This is a genomic window from Paraburkholderia fynbosensis (assembly GCF_902859935.1).
Classification (GTDB): domain Bacteria; phylum Pseudomonadota; class Gammaproteobacteria; order Burkholderiales; family Burkholderiaceae; genus Paraburkholderia; species Paraburkholderia fynbosensis.
This window is the reverse complement of the sequence record NZ_CADIKI010000013.1, coordinates 1-23,565: the sequence shown is the minus strand read 5'-3', so window position 1 is coordinate 23,565 and position 23,565 is coordinate 1. Positions and strand designations below refer to the sequence as shown.

The 23,565-nt window shown below is 62.2% G+C and carries 15 protein-coding genes; 9 read left to right on the top strand and 6 right to left on the bottom strand.

Annotated elements, in window-relative coordinates; genetic code table 11:
• Positions 1-59: 59 nt before the first annotated feature.
• The 4 genes from HV770_RS21410 (at position 60) to HV770_RS21395 (ending at position 6,672) form a co-directional block, all read left to right on the top strand.
• A complete protein-coding gene (locus HV770_RS21410; protein WP_175162757.1) occupies positions 60-1,259 on the top strand; it encodes an amidohydrolase family protein in 1,200 nt (399 codons plus the stop codon).
• Between the two features lie 16 nt (positions 1,260-1,275).
• Positions 1,276-1,770 (top strand): (2Fe-2S)-binding protein, encoded by a 495-nt coding sequence (locus tag HV770_RS21405; protein ID WP_121323964.1) that lies wholly within the window; start codon positions 1,276-1,278, stop codon positions 1,768-1,770.
• Positions 1,767-5,390, top strand: coding sequence for a molybdopterin cofactor-binding domain-containing protein (locus HV770_RS21400; RefSeq protein ID WP_175162755.1), 3,624 nt, complete (start codon positions 1,767-1,769; stop codon positions 5,388-5,390). The genes HV770_RS21405 and HV770_RS21400 overlap by 4 nt, the downstream gene beginning before the upstream one ends.
• A 73-nt stretch (positions 5,391-5,463) precedes the next feature.
• The gene (locus HV770_RS21395; RefSeq protein WP_175162754.1) at positions 5,464-6,672 is read left to right on the top strand and encodes an ABC transporter substrate-binding protein; all 1,209 of its coding nucleotides are present in this window, start codon (positions 5,464-5,466) and stop codon (positions 6,670-6,672) included.
• Between the two features lie 277 nt (positions 6,673-6,949).
• Here HV770_RS21395 and HV770_RS21390 read toward each other — a convergent pair whose 3' ends face one another.
• Positions 6,950-7,906 (bottom strand): helix-turn-helix domain-containing protein, encoded by a 957-nt coding sequence (locus HV770_RS21390; protein WP_175162752.1) that lies wholly within the window; start codon positions 7,904-7,906, stop codon positions 6,950-6,952.
• Positions 7,907-8,000: 94 nt separating this feature from the next.
• Here HV770_RS21390 and HV770_RS21385 point away from each other — a divergent pair, with 94 nt between their 5' ends.
• The 3 genes from HV770_RS21385 (at position 8,001) to HV770_RS38800 (ending at position 15,981) form a co-directional block, all read left to right on the top strand.
• Entirely contained in the window at positions 8,001-9,245 is a 1,245-nt protein-coding gene (locus tag HV770_RS21385; RefSeq protein WP_175162750.1) for a DUF1479 domain-containing protein, read from the top strand.
• 71 nt (positions 9,246-9,316) lie between these two features.
• Positions 9,317-10,564, top strand: a complete 1,248-nt coding sequence (locus HV770_RS21380) for an ABC transporter substrate-binding protein (protein ID WP_175162748.1) — start codon at positions 9,317-9,319, stop codon at positions 10,562-10,564.
• Between the two features lie 902 nt (positions 10,565-11,466).
• The gene (locus HV770_RS38800; protein ID WP_246291060.1) at positions 11,467-15,981 is read left to right on the top strand and encodes an autotransporter domain-containing protein; all 4,515 of its coding nucleotides are present in this window, start codon (positions 11,467-11,469) and stop codon (positions 15,979-15,981) included.
• Positions 15,982-16,332: 351 nt separating this feature from the next.
• Here HV770_RS38800 and HV770_RS21355 read toward each other — a convergent pair whose 3' ends face one another.
• The 3 genes from HV770_RS21355 to HV770_RS21345 form a co-directional block, all read right to left on the bottom strand.
• Entirely contained in the window at positions 16,333-16,497 is a 165-nt protein-coding gene (locus tag HV770_RS21355) for an FmdB family zinc ribbon protein (protein ID WP_175162746.1), read from the bottom strand.
• An 885-nt stretch (positions 16,498-17,382) separates the two neighbouring features.
• Positions 17,383-17,637, bottom strand: coding sequence for a hypothetical protein (locus tag HV770_RS21350; protein ID WP_175162743.1), 255 nt, complete (start codon positions 17,635-17,637; stop codon positions 17,383-17,385).
• Positions 17,634-17,918 carry a hypothetical protein gene (locus tag HV770_RS21345; RefSeq protein ID WP_175162741.1) on the bottom strand — a complete coding sequence of 95 codons (285 nt, stop codon included), beginning with the start codon at positions 17,916-17,918 and terminating at the stop codon, positions 17,634-17,636. Before HV770_RS21345 ends, HV770_RS21350 begins: the two co-directional genes overlap by 4 nt.
• A gap of 289 nt (positions 17,919-18,207) precedes the next feature.
• Between HV770_RS21345 and HV770_RS21340 the strand changes: the two genes are divergently transcribed.
• Positions 18,208-18,474, top strand: coding sequence for a DUF4242 domain-containing protein (locus tag HV770_RS21340; protein ID WP_175162739.1), 267 nt, complete (start codon positions 18,208-18,210; stop codon positions 18,472-18,474).
• 105 nt (positions 18,475-18,579) lie between these two features.
• Positions 18,580-19,491 (top strand): alpha/beta fold hydrolase, encoded by a 912-nt coding sequence (locus HV770_RS21335; RefSeq protein WP_175162737.1) that lies wholly within the window; start codon positions 18,580-18,582, stop codon positions 19,489-19,491.
• Positions 19,492-19,499: 8 nt separating this feature from the next.
• Here HV770_RS21335 and HV770_RS21330 read toward each other — a convergent pair whose 3' ends face one another.
• Both HV770_RS21330 and HV770_RS21325 read right to left on the bottom strand, forming a co-directional pair.
• On the bottom strand, positions 19,500-22,472 hold the full coding sequence (locus HV770_RS21330) for a helix-turn-helix transcriptional regulator (protein ID WP_175162734.1): 2,973 nt from the start codon (positions 22,470-22,472) through the stop codon (positions 19,500-19,502).
• Between the two features lie 512 nt (positions 22,473-22,984).
• A complete protein-coding gene (locus HV770_RS21325; RefSeq protein ID WP_175162732.1) occupies positions 22,985-23,248 on the bottom strand; it encodes a hypothetical protein in 264 nt (87 codons plus the stop codon).
• Between the last annotated feature and the right edge of the window lie 317 nt (positions 23,249-23,565).

Below are 23,565 nucleotides of genomic sequence, written 5' to 3'. Positions count from 1 at the left end.
GCGGCGCGTGCGTCAGGCACGTCCGCGTGGCCGGGCAATCGTTGCGAAAGGAGAGGCAAATGGCAGCAGAGACGTTGGCAGGCTTGTCGGGCAAGGTCGCGGTAACGAACATCGGGCTGCTGTTATCCGGCGATATCGACCAGCCGATTCTCGACGCGAACACCCTCGTGATCGACGATGGCGTGATCGTCGCGCTCGGCAAGGAGAAGGACTGCGACCTCGAAGGCGCGCGCACCACGGTCGATTGCAAAGGCACGACGGTCGCGCCCGGCCTGATCGACTCGCATGTGCATCCGGTATTCGGCGACTGGACGCCACGCCAGAATCAGATGGGCTGGATCGAATCGAATTTGAACGGTGGCGTGACAACCATGATCTCCGCCGGCGAAGTGCATTTGCCTGGGCGTCCGAAAGATGTGCTCGGCGTGAAGGCACTGGCAATCACTGCGCAACGGTCGTTCGAAGGGATGCGCGGCGCGGGTGTCGGCGGCGGCGTGAAGGTAATGGCGGGCGCGCCCGTGATCGAGAAGGGCATGGTCGAAGAGGACTTCAAGGAGCTGTCGGAAGCAGGCGTGAAGCTGCTCGGCGAAGTCGGACTCGGCAGCGTGAAGGGCGGCGAGGAAGCCGCGCAGATGGTCGCGTGGGCCCGCAAGTACGGCATTCAAAGCACGATTCACACGGGCGGGCCGTCGATTCCAGGCTCGGGGCTGATCGATCGCGACGTGGTGCTCGCCGCCGACGCCGACGTGATCGGCCACATCAACGGCGGGCATACGTCGCTGTCGTACCGGCATGTGTGCGATTTGTGCGAGCAGTCGAGCCGCGCGCTGGAGATCGTCCACAACGGCAACGAACGGATCGCCTTGCTGACCGCGCGTCATGCGATCGAACTGAAGTGTCCGCACCGGATCATTCTCGGCACGGACAGCCCCGCCGGGTCCGGCGTGCAGCCGCTCGGCATCCTGCGAATGATCGCGCTGATTGCGAGCCTCGCCGACGTGCCCGCCGAGATCGCATTCTGCTTCGCGACCGGCAACACCGCGCGGCAACGCAATCTGCGCCAGGGGTTGATCGAAGTGGGCCGTCCCGCCGACCTCGTGTTCATGGACCGCGCGCAACACACGGCGGCCGATACGCTGCTCGAAAGTGTGCAGCTCGGCGACATTCCGGGCGTGGGCATGGTGATGATCGACGGTTTGATCCGCTGCCGCCGCAGCCGCAATACGCCGCCGGCCACCGAAGTGCCGGTGGTGTTCTAAGCGCGCACGCATCGTGATCAACCGCCCGGCGCCGCTTGTGCTGAAGGTGAATGGCGCGACACATCTGGTCAGCGCCGCCGCCGACACGCCGCTGCTCTACCTGCTGCGCAACGACCTCGCGCTGAACGGGCCGAAGTTCGGCTGCGGCCTGGGCGAATGCGGCGCGTGCACCGTATTGCTCGACGGCATGCCGACGCGCGCCTGTGTGACCACCGCGCAGGTCGCGGTGGGCCGCGAGATCACGACGCTCGAAGGACTGGGCACGCGCGCCGCGCTGCATCCGGTGCAGCAGGCGTTCATCGAGGAACAGGCCGCGCAGTGCGGCTATTGCCTGAACGGCATGATCATGACGGCCAAGGCCTTGCTCGATCGCGATCCACGGCCGAGCGTCGCGACGATCCAGCGCGAGTTGTCGCGCAACCTGTGCCGCTGCGGCACGCACGTCGAGATCGTGCGCGCGGTGCAGCGCGCCGCCGAATTGCTCGCCGCGCATGAAGGAGCGCGTGCATGACAGGGCCGGATTTCAGCATCGATCGACGCGCCGCGCCACCGTCGCGCAAACAGCTCTATGACGCGCAGAGCGTGCTGATCGTCACGCGGCCGCCGCAAGCGCCGGTAAAGGCTGCGATCGGTCAGCCGGGCTCGCGCTCGTCGTTCGTGCCGACCGAAGCGGACCTGTTTCTCGCCGTGCGCGACGACGGCAGCGTGGTCGCGTTCAACGGTCACGTCGATCTCGGCACCGGCATCGGCACCGCGCTCGCGCAGATCGTCGCGGAAGAACTGGATGTGCCGTTGACGCGCGTGTCGATGGTGCTCGGCCACACCGGCGAAGCGCCGAACCAGGGGCCGACGATCGCGAGCGCGACGATCCAGATTTCAGCGGTGCCGCTGCGGCATGCGGCGGCGCAGGCGCGTCAATATCTGCTCGCGGAGGCGGCGACGTGTTTCAAGGTGGGCGTCGAGCAACTGGAGGTGCAGGACGGCCGCGTGTTTCAGCGCGGCGGTGATGCGGCGAAACACATTCAATACGGTGACCTGATCAAAGGGCGGCGCGTCGAACTGATGCTCGCCACCGATGCGCCGTTGAAGTCCCCAGACGACTACCGGATCGTCGGCAGGAGCGCGCCGCGCATCGATATTCCCGCGAAGGCGACCGGCGAACTGAGTTTCGTGCATGACGTGCGCGTGCCTGGCATGCTGCATGGCCGCGTGGTGCGCCCGCCGTATGCGGGCATCGCGCAGGGCGACTTCATGGGCAACAGCCTGCTGCAGGTCGATGAGGATTCCATCGGCGACTTGCCCGGCATCGTCAAGGTGGTGGTGATTCGCGACTTTGTCGGCATCGTCGCGGAGCGCGAGGAAGTCGCGCAGCAAGCGGTGAAGCGGCTCGACGTGCGGTGGAAAGCGGTCGAAGGTTTGCCGCCGCTGGAGACGAGTGACGAAGTGGAAGCCGCGTTGCGCGCGAATCCGGCCACGCGGCGCGACCTGGTGATCGACGGCGACGTGGACGCGGCGCTCGCGCAAGACCCCGCTCGCACGCTCGAACGCACTTACGTGTGGCCGTTCCAGATGCATGCGTCGATCGGACCGTCGTGCGCCGTGGCCGACTATCGCGACGGCGCGTTGAAGGTCTGGTCGGGCACACAGAATCCGCATTCGCTGCGCGCCGACCTTGCGCTGCTGATGTCGATGGAGGAGGCGCACATCGAGATCGTGCGGATGGACGCGGCGGGCTGCTATGGCCGCAATTGCGCCGACGATGTCGCCGCCGACGCCGCGCTGCTCTCGCGCGCGACCGGTGCGCCGGTGCGCGTGCAGCTCTCCCGCGAAGACGAACATGCATGGGAGCCGAAAGGCGCCGCGCAACTGATGGACGTGCGCGGCGCGTTGAACGCGGAAGGCGAGTTGGCCGCCTACGACTTTGCGACGCGCTATCCATCGAACGACGCGCCTACGCTGGCGCTGCTGCTCACCGGCACGATTCCCGCGCAGCCGCAGGTGTTCGAGATGGGCGACCGAACAGCCGTGCCGCCGTACGACTACCGGAGCATGCGCATCGTCTGTGACGACACGCCGCCGATCGTGCGGGCCTCGTGGCTGCGCGGCGTATCCGCATTGCCGAACACGTTCGCGCACGAGTCTTTCATCGACGAACTCGCGGCGCAAGCGGGCGTTGATGCGGTCGAATTCCGCCTGAAGCATCTGACCGATCCGCGCGCGATCGAACTGCTCAAAGCCGTCGCCGACAAGGCCGGCTGGGAGCCTCGCCACGCCGCGCAAGAAGAAGCTCAACCGCAAGCTCAGCAAGACAGCGACATCGCTCGTGGCCGCGGCGTCGCGTACGCACGTTACGTGCATAGCAAATTCCCCGGTTTCGGCGCGGCATGGTCCGCATGGATCGCCGACGTCGAAGTCAATCGGAAGAGCGGCGAACTTGCGGTGACGCGTGTCGTGGTCGGCCAGGACAGCGGCACGATGGTGAACCCCGACGGCGTGCTTCATCAGATTCACGGCAACGTGATCCAGGCGACCAGCCGCGCGCTGAAAGAGCGCGTGACGTTCGGCGGGAATGCGGTGACGAGCCAGGAGTGGGGCGCGTATCCGATCCTGACCTTCCGTGAAGTGCCGGTGATCGACGTGGTGATGATGCCGCGCCACGGCGAGCCGCCGATGGGCGTGGGCGAATCCGCGTCGCTGCCTGGCGCGGCGGCCATCGCCAATGCGCTGTTCGACGCGACCGGTGTGCGCTTTCGGCGGCCGCCATTCACGCCGGAGACGATCCGCGCCGCGCTGGCCGACGCGCAGGCCGAAGACGCGGCGGCGCGTAAAAGGAAGCGCTGGCGCCTGGGGTTTCTCGGCGCGTTTGCCGCGGGCGCGGCCGGCTGGCTCGGCGCAATGTCTTTTGCGCCGCCCGCGCTCGCGCCGATTACGCCGCCGCTTGCCAGCGCGTTCGCGCCCGAGCTCGTCGCGCACGGCAAATTGTTGGCCTCGCTCGGCAATTGCGCGGTTTGCCATACTGCGCACAACGGGGTGCCGAACGCCGGCGGCAGGCCGCTCGATACGCCGTTCGGCACCATCTACAGCACCAACATCACGCCGGATGGGCTGACGGGAATCGGCAACTGGTCGCTGGAAGCATTCGTTCGTGCGATGCGGCAAGGCATCAGCCGCGACGGTCATCGGCTTTATCCGGCGTTCCCCTACACATCGTTCAAGAACACTTCCGACGACGATCTCAAAGCGCTCTACGCCTATCTGATGTCGCAAACGCCGGTCCGTTCCCGCGCGCCGGAAACGAAGCTCGCGTTTCCGTTCAGCGTGCGTCCGCTGATGGCCGCGTGGAACGGTCTCTTTCTCGGCCGCAACACGTTCGCGCCCAGCGCGACGCAGAGCGCGCAATGGAATCGCGGTGCGTATCTGGTGAATAGCCTCGGCCATTGCAGCGCCTGCCATACGCCGCGCAACGCGTTCGGCGCCGAGAAAACCGGTGCGGCGTTCATGGGCGGCGGGGTCGCGGAAGGATGGGAAGCGCCCGCGCTTTCGACGTTGTCAAATGCGCCGGTGCCCTGGAGCGAGGACGAACTGTTCAGCTATCTGCGCTTCGGTCACGCGCCGTTGCATGGCGTCGCGGCGGGGCCGATGGCGCCCGTCGTCAGTGATCTGGCGGCGTTACCCGATAGCGATATCCGCGCGATGGCGGCGTATCTGGCGTCGCTCAATCCGCTGGAGCCCAACGCCGATCCGGCCGCGATGGCGCGACAGGTCGAGCAGGCCAGCACGATCGCGGGTGCGCCGGCGGGGCTCGGCGCGCGGCTCTTCGACGGCGCATGCGCGGCTTGTCATCACACCGGCAGCGGGCCGCAACTGTTCGGCGCGCATCCGTCGCTAGCGCTCAACACGAATCTGCACAGCGCGAGCCCGGACAATCTGATTCGCGTGATCCTCGACGGTATCGGCTCGCCTGCACGGCCCGAACTCGGTACGATGCCGGCTTACCGCGACAGTTTCAACGACGCCCAAGTCGCCGAACTCGTGTCGTATCTGCGTCGGCAGTTCGCGGGCGGCAAGCCGGCATGGCAGGACGTCGCGGCGAGCGTGGCCCGCATCCGCGCGACGTCACAGGCAAATTGACACACGGGTTGTCCCGGCGCCGGGACGCCTGACAAACAGCATTCACGCAATTCCACTGATAACGGAGAAACGCATGACCACGCGCGCAGGATGGATCTCTCGGCTTACGGTCTCGACGGTGTGCTCGCTTGCCGCGTTGGGCGCAAGCGCACAGCAGACCATCAAGATCGGCGAGATCAACAGCTACAAGGCGCAGCCCGCCTTTCTCGGGCCTTACAAGAACGGCTGGAACCTCGCGCTCGAGCAGGTGAACGCGGCGGGCGGTGTGCTCGGCAAGCAGCTCGAAGTCGTGTCGCGCGACGACAACGGCAATCCCGGCGACACGATCCGCGTCGCGCAGGAGTTGATCGCGCGAGAACAGGTGCAGCTGCTGTTCGGCGGCTTCCTGTCGAACACCGGTCTCGCGTTGACCGACTTCGCGAAGCAGAAGAAGATTTTCTTCCTCGCCGCCGAGCCGTTGACCGACAAGATCGTCTGGGCCGATGGCAACAAATACACGTACCGTCTGCGTCCGTCCACGTACATGCAGGTCGCGATGCTGGTGCCGGAAGCGGCCAAACTGAAGAAGAAGCGCTGGGCGCTGGTCTATCCGAACTACGAGTATGGGCAATCGGCGGTGGCGACTTTCAAGAAGCTGCTGAGCGCCGCGCAGCCCGACGTGCAGTTCGTCGCCGAACAGGCGACGCCGCTCGGCAACGTCGACGCGGGCGCCGTCACCCAGGCGATCGCCGATGCGAAGCCGGATGCAATCTTCAACGTGCTGTTCGGCGCGGACCTCGGCAAGTTCGTGCGCGAGGGCAATACGCGCGGGCTCTTCAAGGACCGCAGCGTGGTGTCGCTGCTGACCGGCGAGCCGGACTATCTCGATCCGCTGGGCGCGGAAGCGCCGACCGGCTGGATCGTCACGGGCTACCCGTGGTATTCGATCGATACCGCGGCAAACAAGAAGTTCGTCGACGCGTATAAGGCCAAATATCACGACTATCCGCGGCTCGGATCGGTGGTGGGTTACTCGGCGCTGATGTCGATCGCCGAGGGCATCAAGAAGGCCGGCTCGGTCGACTCCGACAAGCTCGCCGCCGCGTTCAAGGGCCTCAATGTGCAGACGCCGTTCGGGCCGATCAGCTATCGCGCGCAGGACAATCAGTCGACCATGGGCGCGTATGTCGGTGTGACGGGGATGAAGGACGGCAAGGGCGTGATGACGTCGTACCGTTATATCGACGGTGCGAGCGTGCAGCCGTCGGATGCCGAGGTCAAGAAGTTGCGGCCCGCTGATTGAGCGGCTTGCGTGAGCGGCGCGGCTGGTTTGCGTGCCGTGTTTCGCGGCGTCGTTTGTCGGTCGTGTTTTTTTCATGCGAGGCACTGGCGGCGTTCGACGCCGCCAGTATGCGTGCAACAGGACGTTTGTTTTTGCATCGACTGCAGGGAGATGGTGTGCAACAGAGCCGAGGTCAAGTCGGCTCTGTTGCATTCGGGCCCGACGTCGTGGGTCCGAATTCGACTTTCGGTGAATTTGCCGGTTAGCGGCGGAACCGCGTCTTGGGCGCTTACCCAAGTCACGCGATCGATTTCGGTAGTCGCGGATTCCGCTGCAACGAGGGTGACCGTTCGTCGATCCGCGAACTGGAGGCTGCTTCGGCAATATTGCCGGCTGCAAACTGTCTGCGGTAAGCCGCGGGCGTCAGGTGCTTCAACGCCTTGAACTGCCGGTTGAAGTTGGCCACGTTCGGAAACCCGGAGTGGGCTGCAACAACGGAAACCGGAGTCAATGTGTGCGCGAGCATCCGGCAAGCGTGTCCAATCCTGACCCGCGCGATGTATCGCCCGACGCTCTCTCCAATGTGCTGCTCAAAGTAGCGAGCCAGAGAACGCTCCGACACATTGGCAGCCTCGCACAGTTCGGATAGACGCAGCGGTTCAGCGAAACGTAAGTCGATCATCGACAGCACGCGATTGATACGTTCCGGTTCGTGGCCTGAAGGCCCCTCTGCCCGGTCGCTAAACGCGGTCGGCGATGCAAGCGGATCACCGGGCACTACTGCGAGCATGCACAAGACATTCAGCGCAGCAGCAAGACGTTCTCGCGCGGCGCTGGACAGCAGATTCGGAACCTGTGCGCGCATCGCGGCCCCGACCTGCGGACTGAATGCCAGGCCGCAGGCTGCCCTACGCAACAGGTCACGCAATGGCGCATATTCCGGGCAGACATCCGCGAGCCGACGCGCCCAGTCGCCGCTGAACCAGATCACGATTGCAACCTGAGGAGAAGCCGGGTCAATTGAACGGTTCGACGCCCACGTATGCGGAAGATTCGGCGGCACGAGAACCAGATCCTCGTCCACATAGTTCGCGATTGAATCCCCGATATAGCGCTTGCCGTGACTGTTCAGCGTCAGCGTCAATTCGTACTCGGGATGATGGTGCCATTCAAACGGAATGCGCGGCAGACGCCGGTGGTAAACCCTGACCGAGCAGTCGTCGCCAAATTCGACGTGTTCGTATGCTGGTTTCATGGCGAAAATCGCAAAGTAATTGTCTGGATCGTATCACTTTTGGGCGCATGGTCAGCCTATGCTGCGCATATGGCAGTACCATAAGGAGACGACCATGGCACTCAAGATCGACGATTTACCGGCAGCCATCCGGCTGGCCAAACAGGAGCTTCGCGAACGACTCCCGAACTATCGTGAAGTGTTCGCCGAAGTGGATGAAGCGATCCGCGCCGAAGCCAGCAGAATCGCCGCGCAACGCAGTCGCGGCGAAAACGTGATCCCTGAAATCCAGTTCTCCGACATCGCGGAGCAGCGCGTAAGCGCAGAGCAGATCGAACTTGTTAAAACGCGCGGTGCATGCGTGATCCGCAACGTGTTCGACCGCGCTCTGGTGGAAGGCTGGGACCGGGACATCGCGGACTATGTCGAGCGCAACGACCTGGATACGCGGCTGAAGACCCGCGCCGAAGACAAATACTTTGGCCAGCTCGTATCGAGCAAGCCGCAGATTTACGGCGTGTACTGGTCAAAGCCGCAAGTCCTCGCGCGCCAGGCGCCGTCGCTGACTGCGGCTCGCGTATTCCTTAACCATTTGTGGCGCAACGAAAGTGAAGGCCGGGTTCACTTCGATCCTGAGCATGTTCCGGTTTATGCCGACCGTCTGCGTCGACGGCCGCCTGGTTCCGAGTCGTTGGGCTTGTCGGCGCATTGCGACGGCGGCTCCGTCGAGCGGTGGATCGAGGGGAACTTCCGCAAGGTGTACCGCCATGTGTTCGACGGCAACTGGCGTCGATACGATCCGTTCGACGCCGCGTTCCGGCCGGACGTAGAAGAGATCGCGTCGCCCGCAGTGTGTTCGATGTTCCGCACATTTCAGGGGTGGACTGCGTTGACGCCGCAAGGGCCTGGCGACGGCACACTGCAACTCGTGCCTATCGCGAACTCGATGGCTTATATCCTGTTGCGCGCCCTTCAGGACGACGTTGCAGACGACGACCTGTGCGGGGCGATGCCTGGCCGCGCGCTTTCGATCAAGCCGGAATTTCATGCGCCGCTTTTCGACGCGCTGTCATCGATTCCCCACATGCAAGCGGGCGATACGGTGTTCTGGCACAGCGACGTGATCCACGCAGTGGAAGACGCGCATCGCGGTGCAGGCTACAGCAACGTGATGTATATCCCTTCGGCGCCCGCATGTGCCAAAAACGACGAGTACCTCAAGCGCCAGTTGCCGAGCTTTTTGGAAGGCAAGAGCCCGCCTGACTTCCCGACTGATCATTTCGAAGTCGACTTTGTCGGGCGGGCTACCGTCAACGACCTGACGCCTCTCGGTAAAGCCCAACTCGGTTTCGATCTGTAAGCGCTCGTGGTGCACGCCATCGTGGCGTGCGCCTGTCTGGCGATTCATAAAGAAAACTAACGGAGACAGCAATGAAAAGATTATTCATGTCAGCCGCAATTGTCGCAGCCGCGCTCGCTACAGGTGCCGAGGTCGCAAGCGCTGCCGAGTCACTTTCTGTGTTGCACTGGTGGACCTCGGGCGGCGAATCTAGAGCGATTAGAGTGCTCAAGGACGACATGAATAAACAGGGCTACGAGTGGAAAGACTTCGCCGTAGCGGGAGGAGCGGGTGCGGCTGCCATGACGGCGTTGAAGACCCAGGTCATGTCCGGTTACGCGCCGTCGGCTGCACAGATCAAAGGGCCACTGATACAGGACTGGGCCGATCAGGGGGTGCTGGTCGATATCGATAAATCCGCTACCGACTGGAAAGCCCAATTGCCAGCGCAAATCAACAAGACCATGATGTCAAAAGGCCACTACGTGGCCGCGCCATTCTCGGTGCATCGGATCAACTGGCTGTGGATCAACAAAGCCAACCTCGATAAAGTGGGAGGCAAGCCGCCCGCGACGTGGCCAGAGTTCTTCGCGCTCGCCGACAAATTCCGTGCTGCCGGCATTACGCCCGTCGCGCGTGGTGGCCAGCCTTGGCAAGACATGACCATCTGGGAGGCGGTTGTGCTTTCTCAGGGCGCGGATTTTTATCGCAAGGCCTTAATTGATCTCGACCAGAAAACACTCACTTCGCCCCAGATGTTGCAGGTATTCCAGATTGCGCGAAAAATTCAGGGTTACTTCGATAAAAGCTCTGCGGGGCGCGACTGGAATCTTGCGACCGCGATGGTTATCAACGGATCCGGCGGGATGCAATTCATGGGGGACTGGGCGAAAGGCGAGTTCGCGAATGCGAACAAGAAAGCCGACATCGACTATATCTGCGCCGCTGCACCTGGTACGTCAAACGCCTTCACCTACACGGTAGACTCGTTCGTGTTCTTCCAGCAGAACGGCAAAAAAGAAGCGACGCCTGGACAACTTGCGCTTGCCCGCACGATCATGTCTCCCAATTTTCAGGAACAGTTCAGTCTCTACAAAGGCTCCATTCCTGTCCGGCAGGACGTCCCCATGGACAAATTCGACGCCTGCGCGAAGAAGTCATACGCGGATGAGCAATCCACAATTAAATCCAACACGTTCTTTCCGTCGTTCGCTTTTGGCGATGTCCAGTCGTCGGCCACCGAAGGTGCAATTACCGACGTCGTGACGAACTTCATGAACTCCAATGAAGACCCGCAAGAGGGAGTACGTAAAGTTTCCGCTGCGGCAAAGATCAAATAGGCTGATAGCGCGGACGTCCGCTTCCCCGTCGGGAGTGGACCCTTGGGATGATTTCCCCAATTCTCTTCCTGAGATCATTCAGTCGTTCGAATGACCGCCATTGGCGTGGACGCCAAATGAATGGCGTTGGCCGTTTCATGGACTCGAGCAACCGGCCTTGGCAGGGGGCCATAAGACGGTAATGCAAGTAGTCCATGATCGCTAGCGCACTTGGACTTCCGCACGACGGCGCCAACCAGCTATCGGTCGATCGCGGACCGATGATGTATATCGCATCAGCCGTTTATTTCCGTACTCAATTAGCATCGTTTCAACGCCGGCTAGCCGCCGCGTTCGACAATAGAACTGGTTGATTGCCTCAAGGCGCCGGTCACGCATGTGATCTCCCCTGAGTAGGAGCAACTGGTATGGCGATGGGCCACCGGCAATGGTCAGCTACAGAATGGTTTCGATTTTAATGCCGCTGGACGGACAAGCTGTTTGCGAATCGGTGCAGCGAAACCTTGGCGTTGAAGAGGGTCCGTTCTTGCTTGTGCTTTTGCTCCGACCAACTCATGGGTGGACGCGCTCGCAATGCTTAATCATATTTTTCTGTCTTTTATGTCGAATGCAAACATATTGGCGGAGTGCATTGACTCGCGTTCATTTCTGATTAGCAAATGACAGGATCGCAAGCGAAGCCTGCTCTTTCCCGAAGTTTATTATTCTTGACAATTTAATCATCCTACCTACCCTTAGCAAAGCTTGGCGACATCTCAATCGCCTGCGCGCACCACCATTAAGATAACGGCTGTTCGGGGATTTGCATCAAAAAGTCCACGGTCGATGGGTCGGTCACGCGGAGTCGAGTTCGCAACGTGTGGTCTGGCGAGCCCCCACCGGCGTATAACCGAGGGGCTGTCATGGCTGCCAGATCAAATTGCTGGGTATCCTCGAACACCCGTGCTGGCCGCGTGCGTCGGCAACTGCCGACTCCGCTGGCGACGCGGCACAAGCGGCTCAACCGTTTCAGCATCCTCCATGCGATATGGCTCATCGGCCTGTCACCAGTCTCGACATCGGCGCAGACGACGACTGTTCTACCCAACCTCTCCGGAAATGAGGCAATCAACAACGGCGCGAATACGCTGATTGTTGGTACCGACAACACAAGCACCAGTTTTTCCGGCGCGATCATCAATTCAGGTCCACCAGGAGGAGCGGGATTCTTCTTCAAGACTGGTGCGGGGATACTGACCCTCGACGGCGCCAGTATTCAGGGTGGCTCGGCCTTCGTGGTCGGCGGCGGACTGGCGGTGACGAGCAGCAACGCCGCGATCGATTATCTTTCGCTGGGCCTGGGCAATGCCCCAACTGTTCCCGGATCGACGTCGTCTGGCACGTTGAACGTGAGCGGCGGCACGCTCGCGATCAACTCCGCGCTTCAGCTCGGCGACTTTCGCGGTACTGGCACGGTCACGCAGACCGGGGGCAACGTCGTGTTCGGCACGCCGGGCACGCCGACGTCGCTGAACATCGGCAATCAGGGCGGCGCCGGCACCTACAACCTGTCGGGTGGCACCGTCACGTTCGGCAACAGTGCCACCGATTTCGTGACGCTCGGCCGTAACTCGGGCACTAACGCGCCCAGCACCGGCACGCTGAACCTCAGCGGCGGCACCTTCAACGTGGCGAACGGCGCGCTGTTCCTCGGCTCGAATGTCACCTCGACGGCCGGCGCGGGCACCGGCACGATCAACCAGACCGGCGGGACGCTCGCGATCGGCAGCGCGTCGAGCCTGTATCTCGCGGCGGCGGGTAACGGCACCTATAACCTGTCGGGCGGCATGCTGCAGATCGGCGGAAGCTCGCTGTTTGGCGACTACAACAATATGGGCGGCACCTATGCATTCAATCTCGGCGGCGGAACGATACAGGTGGTGGGCTCGGCATTGAGCGCAGGCGTCAACGCAACGCTGGTCGGCGGCACGACGTCGACCATCGACACCAACGGCATCGGTGCGACTTGGTCCGGTGTGCTGTCGGGCAGCGGATCGCTGGCCAAGGCCGGCAACGGTGCGCTGACGCTGACCAATACGAACACCTATACGGGCATGACGAGCATCTCTGCTGGCACGCTGGCACTGACGGGCAGCGGCAGCATCAATTCGACCAGCGGGATGGTCAACAATGGTACGTTCGACATCTCGGGCGTCACTGCAACTCCGATTCCAGGAGTCCCGACGGGCGTCGTTCTGCTGCCGAACCTGTCGGGTAGTGGCACGGTAATCGACGGCACGAACATCCTGGTCGTTGGCACCGACGGCACGAGCACCAGATTCTCTGGCACCATCGTCGATACCGGCACAGCAAGCGACACGCAGCAGGGCATCTTCGTCAAGACCGGCGCAGGGACGTTCACGATCGACGGCGCGCGGATTCAGGGCGGCTCTGCTTTTGTGGTGGGCGGCGGACTGGCAGTCGCCAGCGGCAACACCGCGATCGACTATCTTTCGCTGGGACTCGGCAACGCGCTGGCTACGCAGGTTCCCGGATCGACCTTGTCTGGCACGTTGAACGTGAGCGGCGGCACGCTCGCGATCAACTCCGCGCTTCAGGTCGGCGACTTTGGCGGTACCGGTACGGTTACACAAACCGGTGGCAATGTCGTATTCGGTACGCCGGGCACGCCGGTATCGCTGAACATCGGCAACCAGGGCGGCACCGGCACCTACAACCTGTCAGGCGGCACCGTCACGTTCGGCAACAGTGCCACCGACTTCGTGGCGCTCGGCCGAAACTCAGGAAGCAGCGCACCGGGCAGCGGCACGCTCAACCTGAGCGGTGGCACCTTCAACGTGGCGAACGGTGCGCTGTTCCTCGGCTCGAACCTCACGTCGACAGCGGGCGAAGGCACCGGCACGATCAACCAGACCGGCGGGACGCTCGCGATCGGCAGCGCGTCGAGCCTGTATCTCGCGGCGGCGGGCAACGGCACCTATAACCTGTCGGGTGGCAAGCTGCAGATCGGCGGAAGCTCGCTGTTTGGCGACTACAACAATCTCGGCGGGACCTATGCATTCAATCTCGGCGGCGGAACGATACAGGTGGTGGGCTCTGCGTTGAGCGCAGGCGTCAACGCAACGCTGGTCGGCGGCACGACGTCGACCATCGACACCAACGGCATCGGTGCGACGTGGTCCGGCGTGCTCTCGGGAAGCGGAGCACTGGCCAAGGTCGGCAACGGCGTGCTGACGCTAACCGGAGCAAACACGTATAGCGGCGGCACGGCACTGAACGGCGGCACGCTCAGTCTCGGTACTGCAACTGCAATCGGAACCGGCACGCTGGCGATGGCGGCCAACACCACACTCGACTTTGGCAACAGCTACGCGTTGAATAATGCAGTGACGTTGTCGGGCGACCCGACGTTCAACGTCAACCCGGGGCTAACCGGCACGCTCGCGGGCACCATCAGCAACGGCACCGCGCCCGGGGACCTCGTGAAGACCGGCGCAGGCAATCTGGTGCTGAGCGCGGCGAACACCTACACCGGAGCCACCACGATTTCGGCCGGCACGCTGGCGCTCGTGGGAGCGGGCGCGATCGCCCAGTCGAGCGGTGTGACGGCCAACGGTACATTCGACATCGCTGGCGCGGACGCCGGCGTATCGATTCGCAGCCTTTCAGGAAGCGGCAACGTGGCGCTTGGCACACGCACACTGACACTGACAGCCGCTAATGGCGACTTCGGCGGCGCGATCGCGGGCAGCGGAGGACTGACTCTTGACGCCGGGCTCCAACGGTTGAGCGGCACGAGCATGTACACCGGCAGCACGAACGTTCAGGGCGGCGAACTGCGGGTGGACGGGGCGCTCGTCAATTCCGCCGTCACGGTCGGAAGCGGCGCGACGTTGTCGGGCACCGGCCGCGTGGCGGGCGCGACGATCAACGGCGGCGGGACCGTTTCGCCCGGCAGTTCGATCGGCACCCTCACCGTCAATGGCGCTTACTCGCAACTGGCAGGTTCGATGTATGCGGTACAACTCGCAGACATAGTCAGCGCTTCCGATCGCATCGTGGTCAACGGCCACGCGACGCTCGCCAACGGCGCGATTCTCGACGTGAGCGGGCCGAGCTCGGGCGTCGTGTTGCCGACGGCGCGATATACCGTGCTGACTGCTACTGATGGCGTCAGCGGAACCTACACACTTACTGGCAATACGGGCATATCGGCGTTCTACCGGCTCTTGACCAGTTACGACGCCAACGACGTGTATCTGAGTGCGCAACAGTTCCGCCGTTTCGCGGACGCCGCGCTGACGCCGAATCAGATCGCGACCGCCGGCGCGCTCGACTCGCTGCCGGCCGGCAGCGCGCTGCGGGCGGCGATCGGCGACTTGCAGACGGATGCCACCGCGCGTGGCGCGTTTGACCAGTTGTCCGGGGAGATTCATGCATCGGCGAAAACCGTGCTGCTGGAGCAGAGTAGCGTGACGCGCGACGCGGCAATCGACCGGCTGCGCGATGCCTACTGCGGTGTCGGCGCGAGCGACGCGGCGATCCGTACCGCGCCGGTCACCCCGCGCGCGGGCGAGACTACGTGCAACCCGCGAGACACAGTCGTGTGGACGCGCGGCTTCGGCTCATGGGGCTCGACCTCGGGCAACGACAACGCGGCACGAGTGAGCCAGTCGATAGGTGGCGTGTTTGTTGGCGCGGATACGCCCGTTTTCGGGAACTGGCGGGCGGGCGTGTTTGGCGGCTACGACCATTCGACGTTCGACGTGGACCAGCGCAATTCATCGGGTTCGAGCGACGACTATCATCTTGGCGTGTACGGCGGATCGCAATGGGGCTCGCTCGGATTACGCCTCGGTGCGAGCTATACATGGCATAGCATCGGCACGAGCCGCTCGGTCGCTTTCGCTGGCTACGCCGATCACCTCGACGCAGGCTACGACGCGGGCACGGCCCAAGTGTTCGGCGAGGTCGGCTATCGCTTCGATGTCGATAACGTGAAGGTGGAGCCTTTCGCGAACCTCGCCTATGTCAACCTGCATGTCGATGGATTCAGCGAGCAGGGCAATGCGGCTGCGCTAACCGGAAACGGCGACACGATCAACATGGCGTATTCGACGCTCGGCGCACGCGCGTCGACCGCATTCGCGCTGGGGAACGTCACGCTGGTCACAAGCGGCTCGCTGGGCTGGCGTCATGCGTACGGCAACTCGACGCCCACCTCCGTCCTCGCATTAAGAGGCAGCATGCCGTTCACCGTCGCAGGGGTGCCCGTCACGAGAGACAGTGCTGTGGTGACGGCAGGCTTCGGGACGGCATTGACCCGTAATCTGTCCGCGCGTGTGTCGTATTCCGGCGAGTTCGGTGGCGGCTACCAGAACCAGGGCGTGTTCGGTGATCTGACGTGGCGGTTTTGATGCAGCGATTGTCAACGTGAGCGGCATTGTCATCGCCAAGGTCAATGAGACATGAACTTATTGCCATTCAATGATATGAAATTGCAGCAAAGCAGAAGCGTTGACCAGTACATATCTCGCCAGCGAGTCTCGCCAACCCGGCGCCTTGGATTCCGGCATCGCAGGAAAGCAATGAGCAAGTTGTAGTTCGTCATTTGCTGTCTGGACGAGTTGAGGGTTGACGGGCCGTTGTACTTTTAAAGTTGTCGTGGGGCCGCCTCCTCGCGAAGGCGGCCGCTGAAATGTCGACGCGAAGATTCAGGCGACGGACCGCAGTTGGGCGGATTTTGCCTTTACCCGGTCAGACAGATTTCAACTCTTTCTGGACGTTCTTGCGACAAATGGCGTGGGTATGTGCTGAACCTTCTCGTTTCCGCACTTCGGACAAGGCGGATGAGCGGTTTGATGTTCAGCAAGATGCTCGGCATGTTCGAAGATTTCACCGCACTTCTCGCACCTGTACTGGTAAGTCGGCATGACATTCCTCCAACGGGAATCCCGCCCGCCATGTTGACCAGATACTGCCAGCGACGCTGGCAGTGTGGTAATACCCATTCTATGCAAGAAAGTGCACAAACGCCCCCGGACGTGTCTCGCACAGCGCTCGTTGTATGCGCCGCAGCCAACGCCGGGCCCCGTCCACGGCGGGGTAGGTAGTAGCACGTACCGGCCGCCTCGCATCGGTCGGGTACTGCTCGTTGCGACGGGCCGCACCCGACCCGAACCGGCCGCTCGTGCCGGCGCCCTTCCTGTGGCTGCTTATGGAGCGGAACAGCCGTCCAAGTGACAGATTGGTCAGGTGGGCAAACGTCAGCAACTGCCCGACCTCTGCCGGCTGTGGTAGACCCGGGGGCGTCCATTGCAGCTCGTCGATCCGGGGCGTCACCTATTTCGGCTTGGAAAGGTTTGCGGCCATCCAGCTGCCCCGCCCCGCGTGACTTGCCGGCTCCTCAGAGCCGGCAGGATCGCGATTGGCCCTTGCCACTATTCGTCAACGTCTTCGTACATCGGTTCCAGTTTTCGTGTGGGCCTCGGCGGCGAGACGAAAAGGCGTAGGCGCATTACACAAAGGCTGTTAGGAGAGACCTGGGACCTCGACGCATAGCGTATTCTTTTCAGTGACAGTGCATTGTCGCCGAAAGGATGATGACCTTCATAGCAATGATGAGAATTCCTCATCGAGACGAAACATGGCTATTGCGTCGACGCACGCGACAGCACTAACTTAGCGCGCACTGAGTCGCGAGTGTCCCGGGCAGAACGGAAACGATTAGTCGTTTCATCGCCACCCGATTGCATTCACGCATGGCCATGCAGTAAATGCAAGACGCGCGCTTTTCGATGTGCCCAGCATCTGGCCATTCAATGATGAGACGTTTTCTCTTTGCGCAGTCCCGCTTCACCGGAACTTCCGCTCCGATCCGCCGAGTGTGTGTATTTGCTACTGCTCTCAATGCTGGTGTCGGTCTCGGGCCGAGCAGGAGCGTTCTCCATGTAAACAGTCGGACTCGCTGCGTCGTCGAACATGTTCACTTCTTCCTGGGAGTAGGCGGCAGCGTCTCCCATGAAACCTGCCGACAGAAGAACCAGAGCTGGCAGTACGATTGCGTTGCTCATCGCTCGCCTCTGTATTTCAAATGGCGCTCATCGCTGTCATCCAGACGCGACGCCACGCCATCAATTTGTGGATGCAGCGAGTCGGTACACCCGACCTGCTGCGCATTACAACCAATTGCGGCGCATGTGACGCGCGAGAGGTCGGCCGCGCACAAATCCAGTACGGCTCCTGCCTCGCCCAGTTCGATGCTCGCGGTCCGGACCCGGCCGTCCGCAAGCGAAGAGACGGGCGCACGCAGCACAAGCGCCACGATGATTCCGGGAACCAAGCCTCGCTTCATGTGTGTCTCCCGATTGGGCGGACGGATGAGTCGCGGTAAGTGCCGGGACCATGTGTTCGCATGCACACAGTTGTAGATGCCGCATGCCGATATAGAAATAGCAAGGAATGACCATGCGGCGATGCGTGAGGTGGGCCATAGCCGGCGACGTAGGACGTTTTTCTGCCGTGGACTAAACTTCATGTGCTTATCGTTCAACCAGAGCGCCGCGCAGTTTCAAAGCCGTTGTCACGGTTGAACTGCGAACACGGCGCACCGTGCATGCCTTTTGCCACCACCCGGAGGTGTCATGACCCTCTTCATCATTGAACGGAACTTTGCGGAACAACTCGAATTTACGAGCGAGGGTGCGGCGGAACTGACCGAAATAAACGATGAAGTCGGCGTCAAATGGCTGATTTCCTTCCTGACCGCCGACAAGCGAAAGACGTATTGCCTCTACGAAGCAGACAACATGGAAGCGATCCGCGAGGCGGCGCGTCGGGGGCACGTACCTGCTGACGAAATAATTGAAGTGACGGAACACAGGCCGGAGTGGCTGCTTGCCGCTCGCTGACGAGGCAGCGCCGAACGCCGCCTTACTGACCAGAATTGACTATTTCCGCGGACGGCGCCTTCGCCTATAAATGCTTCATGCCTCGGTCTTTCGTGGAGAGACGACATGAACTGGCGCTCGCTCGTATGGCTCGTCATTGCTGCAGCCCTGTTCACCGCATGCGGATCTTCAAAACCTCACGTCGACGCATTGCAAATCCGCCAGATCAATGTGAACGGCGTCTCCCTGACTTATGAGCAGCAAGGCGCTGGTGATACGGTCATTCTCGTCCACGGCGCCATCGCCGACCGTCGGGCTTGGGACGCTACCCGTGATGCGGTCGCAGCGCGTTACCGGGTCATCGCGCCATCGAATCGCTATTTCGGTGTCGATCCGTGGCCGGACGACGGCGCAAAGTTCTCCGCGCAGACCCACGCCGACGATCTGGCGGCGATTATCCGCGGGTTGGATGCGAAACCCGTGAGGTTAGTGGGTTGGTCATATGGCGCGGACATTGCTCTGCTTGTGGCCGTGCAGCACCCCGACCTCGTCAACGGCGTTTTTGCGTATGAGCCATCCATTACGACGTTCGTCACTGACCCCGGCGATCGCAAAGCGATCCTGGCCGATCAACAAATGGCATTTGGGCCGGCTTTTGCGGCTTCGAAGCGAGGCGATCAACAGGCAGCACTGCGCCCGTTTGTCGATGGGGTGAACGGTTCTCCGGGCACCTTCGATCGGCTCCCCGCTCCAGTGCGGACTGTGCTGTCGGAGAACGCGCGGACAATTCCTTTGCAACTCAATGCACCGCCGCCGCCGGCGATCACCTGCGCCCAGCTCGGCAAGATTGCACCGCCCGTTGCCATCGCGCGCGGCACCGACACACGGCCGTTCTTTCGCATCGCCGCAGATACCGCGCACCGGTGTATTCCCGGATCGAAGCTCATCCTGATCCAGGGCGGCCGTCATATGTCGCCTGTGGAGTTGCCAGAGGAATTCAACACCGCGCTGCTAGCTTTTCTCTCGCAAGGGCGCTGAGGACCGGCTCAGGTGTGAAGCAGACCGGCATGACTGGCAAACGCGGCGGCTTCCGTCCGATTCGCCGTATAGGTCTTTTCGAGGATGCTCCTGATGTGATTCGCGACGGTGTTGGAGCTGATCTCGAGAACGTGGGCAATGTCGCGATTATTTCTGCCAATTGCTACGAGACGCAGGACTTCCACTTCGCGTTTGGTCAATCCGCATGGATAGCGAGGCTCGTCGGACAGCCTGTCCAGCACGGCGCTGAGCGCTTCGATTCGCGCAACGAGCTGCGGCATTCCAAAGGTCCTCGCATCGGCGACGGCAGTCTCAAGCAGTTCGCGCGCGAGTGGCCGGTCCTCCGGAGCACCTCGCACGTGAAGCATCCATGCGTACCAGTAACGTCCGTGCGCGAGCCACACCCTCGCGCCCGTGCGCGCGTCAATCTCGTTGGCAACAATGAAGTGCTTCTGCGCGACGTCCCAGCGTTTTTCTACCGTCGACAACATTCCGAGCAGCCGGTCTGCCGCGCCGAGACACGGACCTCCTATATCCAGCAGGAGCGTGGTGCCCTGATACGGCTGCAGCATTCGGTAGATACGTGCCGCGCGAGGCGCGTCTTCCTGATAAACACAAACCTCCGCGGCGAAACACGCGCGCGTCAGCGCGTCGGCATTCGCCGGCATGGCTGGCATCGCGTCGACGCCCAGCGCCTCCAGCTCACTTTGCGCGGCTTCCCGCATACCGAGCTCCGCGTAAATCAGCGCGAGGCCGGGCCGCCACAGCGATGCCGAAGGACTCTTGCGGACGATCAACTGCAAGGCGGGCAACACCTCTCTGAGGCGGCCCTGCTCTCGCCGGATACAGAACATCTGCATGCCGTATGCAGTAGAGGCTACGTCGTGCACGACGCGCCCCCCGATGGCGAGCGCTTCCTCGGCCTGCTGCTCCGCACGATCGAACGCGCCCTCATTGATCGACAGCAGCGTTTCGAAACATAGCCCGACCGCCTGGTGATAAAGCGAGTTGATCTCGTGCGAAACGCGGCGATCGGCATCGAGCGTCGCGCGCAGCGTGGGCATGTCGCCGACCCGAACGAGATCACAGAGCCGATATGCCATCAAGTCGGCAAGCGTCCAGTTCAGTTCGCTCGACGATTGGGCGATTGCCCACGCTTCGTTGCCGGCCGCGAGACGCTCATGCAGCAGAGCCGGCCAATAGCCCGCCGATGTAATCGACGTCAGCGCAAGATAAAGCGCACGTGGCTCGCGGAGTCGCCGTGCGAGCTGCACGCAGGCGCGCCAGGTGCTGTGCGCTTCCTCCGCGAGATTCGAATACACGTAGGCGCGACAAAGACACGCAAGCAATTCGACGCGGGCAGTGTCGTCTCGCTCGTGGGCGTTGATCGCTTCCACGAGCAGCGCGACAGACTTCTCGCCTGAGCGAGCGCTGCGGAAGTTCGCATGTTCGAAGCCGATCGCGGCACGCGCGAACTGCCCGGCTAGCGCGTGACGTTTCGCGACGGCGGCCGCTTCGAGAAACGCGGCGCGACTCGACTCCGCTGCACCTAGATCGGCCTGCGCGCGGCCTAGCGTCAACAGCAACTCGCAGCGAAGCGTCGCGTCCTCGCTGAAATACTGGTCTTGCAGGGACAAAGCGAGCCGATACAGCCGGGACGCCTCCTCATAAGCAAACGATTCCGCGGCCTGGGCGGCGGCGCGACGCGCATAGGTCAAAGCCTTTACTGCGCCGCCGTGGCGACCCGCCTGCGCGAAATGATGCGCAAGCTGCGCAATGCGGGGTGCAGGATTGCCGCGCTCCGGCGCCTCCAGCCATTCGCCGATCGCACCATGCAAGCGCTCGCGGCGCACCGCGAGCAATTCGTCGTAGAGCATGTCGCGGATCAGCACGTGACTGAATCGAAGCGTGTGCTTATCCGCGGTGGCTTCGAGCAGGCTCGCGCGAAGCGCAGCTTCCAGGCTCGATAGCACGGCCTCTTCATCACCTCCCGCGAGCCAGATCAACAACTCTATTTCGAAGGTTCGGCCGATGCACGCGGCGATCGTGAGCAGCCCCCTGGCGCGCTCGGGAAGATGCCGGACGCGGCCCGCTATCACATCACGCACACCTTCAGGAATCGTCGTGAGAAGCACCGGATCGCCGTGCTCGCGGGCGCCAGCGCGTTCACGGTGTTCCATCAGGAGCCGCACGGTCTCCTGCAGGAAGAGAGGGTTGCCCTCGGTGCGTTCGTGTAGCGCTCGGACCAGTTGCGGAGTCGCTGTGGTTCCACTCGCTGAAGAGACGAACTGACCCGCTTCGGCGCAATCGAGGCCTTTCAAATGCAGGCGGCGAAAACCGGGAGTGCGCAACAGGTCCGCAAATGCGTCGTTCAGAGGATGATCGTCGGGAACGTCGGTGTCGCGGTAGGTGCCAAGCACCGCGAGCGGTGCGTCCACGAGTTGGGCAGAAAGAAAAGCGAGCAGGCGGATCGATGTCGGGTCCGCGCAGTGAAGATCGTCGAATACAAGCAGAATCGGGCGCTGCCGGGCTGCACGCAACCAGAAGTGCGTGATGGCGTCGAATAGCTCGAACCGCGCCTGAGCCGTGTCTATCTGTCGAGGCAGCGGCTCGTCCGCCGCGGCAGGGCTGCAAACCTCAGGAATGGCAGCTCCGATAGCCGATCTGTCCGCCGGGGTGAGATGACCCGCGCCGCACGCTTCGGTGCCTTGGGTGTGCGAGCGGAAAAGCTGTCGCCAGGGCCAATATGCAGGCGCACCGGGTTCTTCAAGACATCGTCCCCAATGCACGACGAAATTGGAGGGCGCGGCCGCGGCGACGATCTCCTGCGCTAGCCTCGTTTTTCCGATACCGGCTGCTCCGGCAAGTAACATGACCCGACCATGACCTTGCGCGGCTTTGCAAAGCGACGCCTCGGCCAGCCGCAGCTCCTCATTTCGTCCGACAAAAAAGCCAGTTCCTTCCGCCGTTGCCTGGTCCATGCGTGCGCCTCGAAAAAGCCACGTGCATGCTCCACCGTCATGCTGCTTGCGCTGGGACATATACTGCTATTCGTTATAGATAAGGACCTCAACTGCATCAAGACCAGCCCCTCCACGTCCCCGGGACGGCGAGACTGAGCTCAATGTCTCGCGCGAGCGCCGTTGCAGCACCGTCGTGCACATACAGAGGTATGAACTATCTTTATCCGAGAGGTGAGCACGAGATACCGTCGGCGCGCAGCCTGCCTCTCGAATACCCTGGTCCAGGTTCGCTCCAGACAGGCTTTGTTTCAAGGAGGCGTTTTCGATGAGTGACCAATATTCTTCGGCACTCGATACCGCCTACCGCAGAGCGATTCGATTCCACGAGGCAAGCAAAGGCCTGCCGGCACGAGCGCCTGCGACGTTCGATCAACTGCTTGCAGCTTTCGGCGGTCCGATGAGGGATGCCGGTATCGCGCCGGGAGTCGCCTCAGCCGGATCTTGAGGCGTGTGCCACGCCTCACAGCGATCTAGCGCTTCTGTCTGAGTAAGTCAAATTGGCGCTGTTGTCTCAGCGAATCCAGTTCGCGCTGCTGCCTCAGCAAATCCAGGTCGCGCTGTTGTTTCAGTAATTGGAGTTGTTCGTTCTGGAGTTCGATCTGTTGCTTCTGCGCTTCCAATTGCGCTCTATAGGCCCCCATGCTTTGATCAGCCAGCGCTCCCTGCGGGTAAGTCTGCGCGTAGGTGATGGAACAGCCAGCCGCCAATGTCGCAGCAACGATAAGTGCTTTCATGATGCCCCTCGCACGAATCTCCTTTGAAATATCTTAGGCCAGAAAGGCCGGGCATCGGCGGGACCAACGTGGCTATCGGCGTCGTGCGTGGATCGGTGATTGCGTATGTTGAGCGAGCGGCGTGATTTTCGCAGTGGCAACGAGAGGCCGGGATCGACCCCTCTCGGCCGTTCAACCTCCGGCTGGCGCGACGTTTTTTCTCAAGGGGATTGTGTTGAAAAAGTCTGTCGACGCGCGGATTGTTCGGTATCCTGGAAGACATCGATCGACGGGAGTGATTCGTCATGATGGGTCAACTGGGCAGCGGACAAGACAAA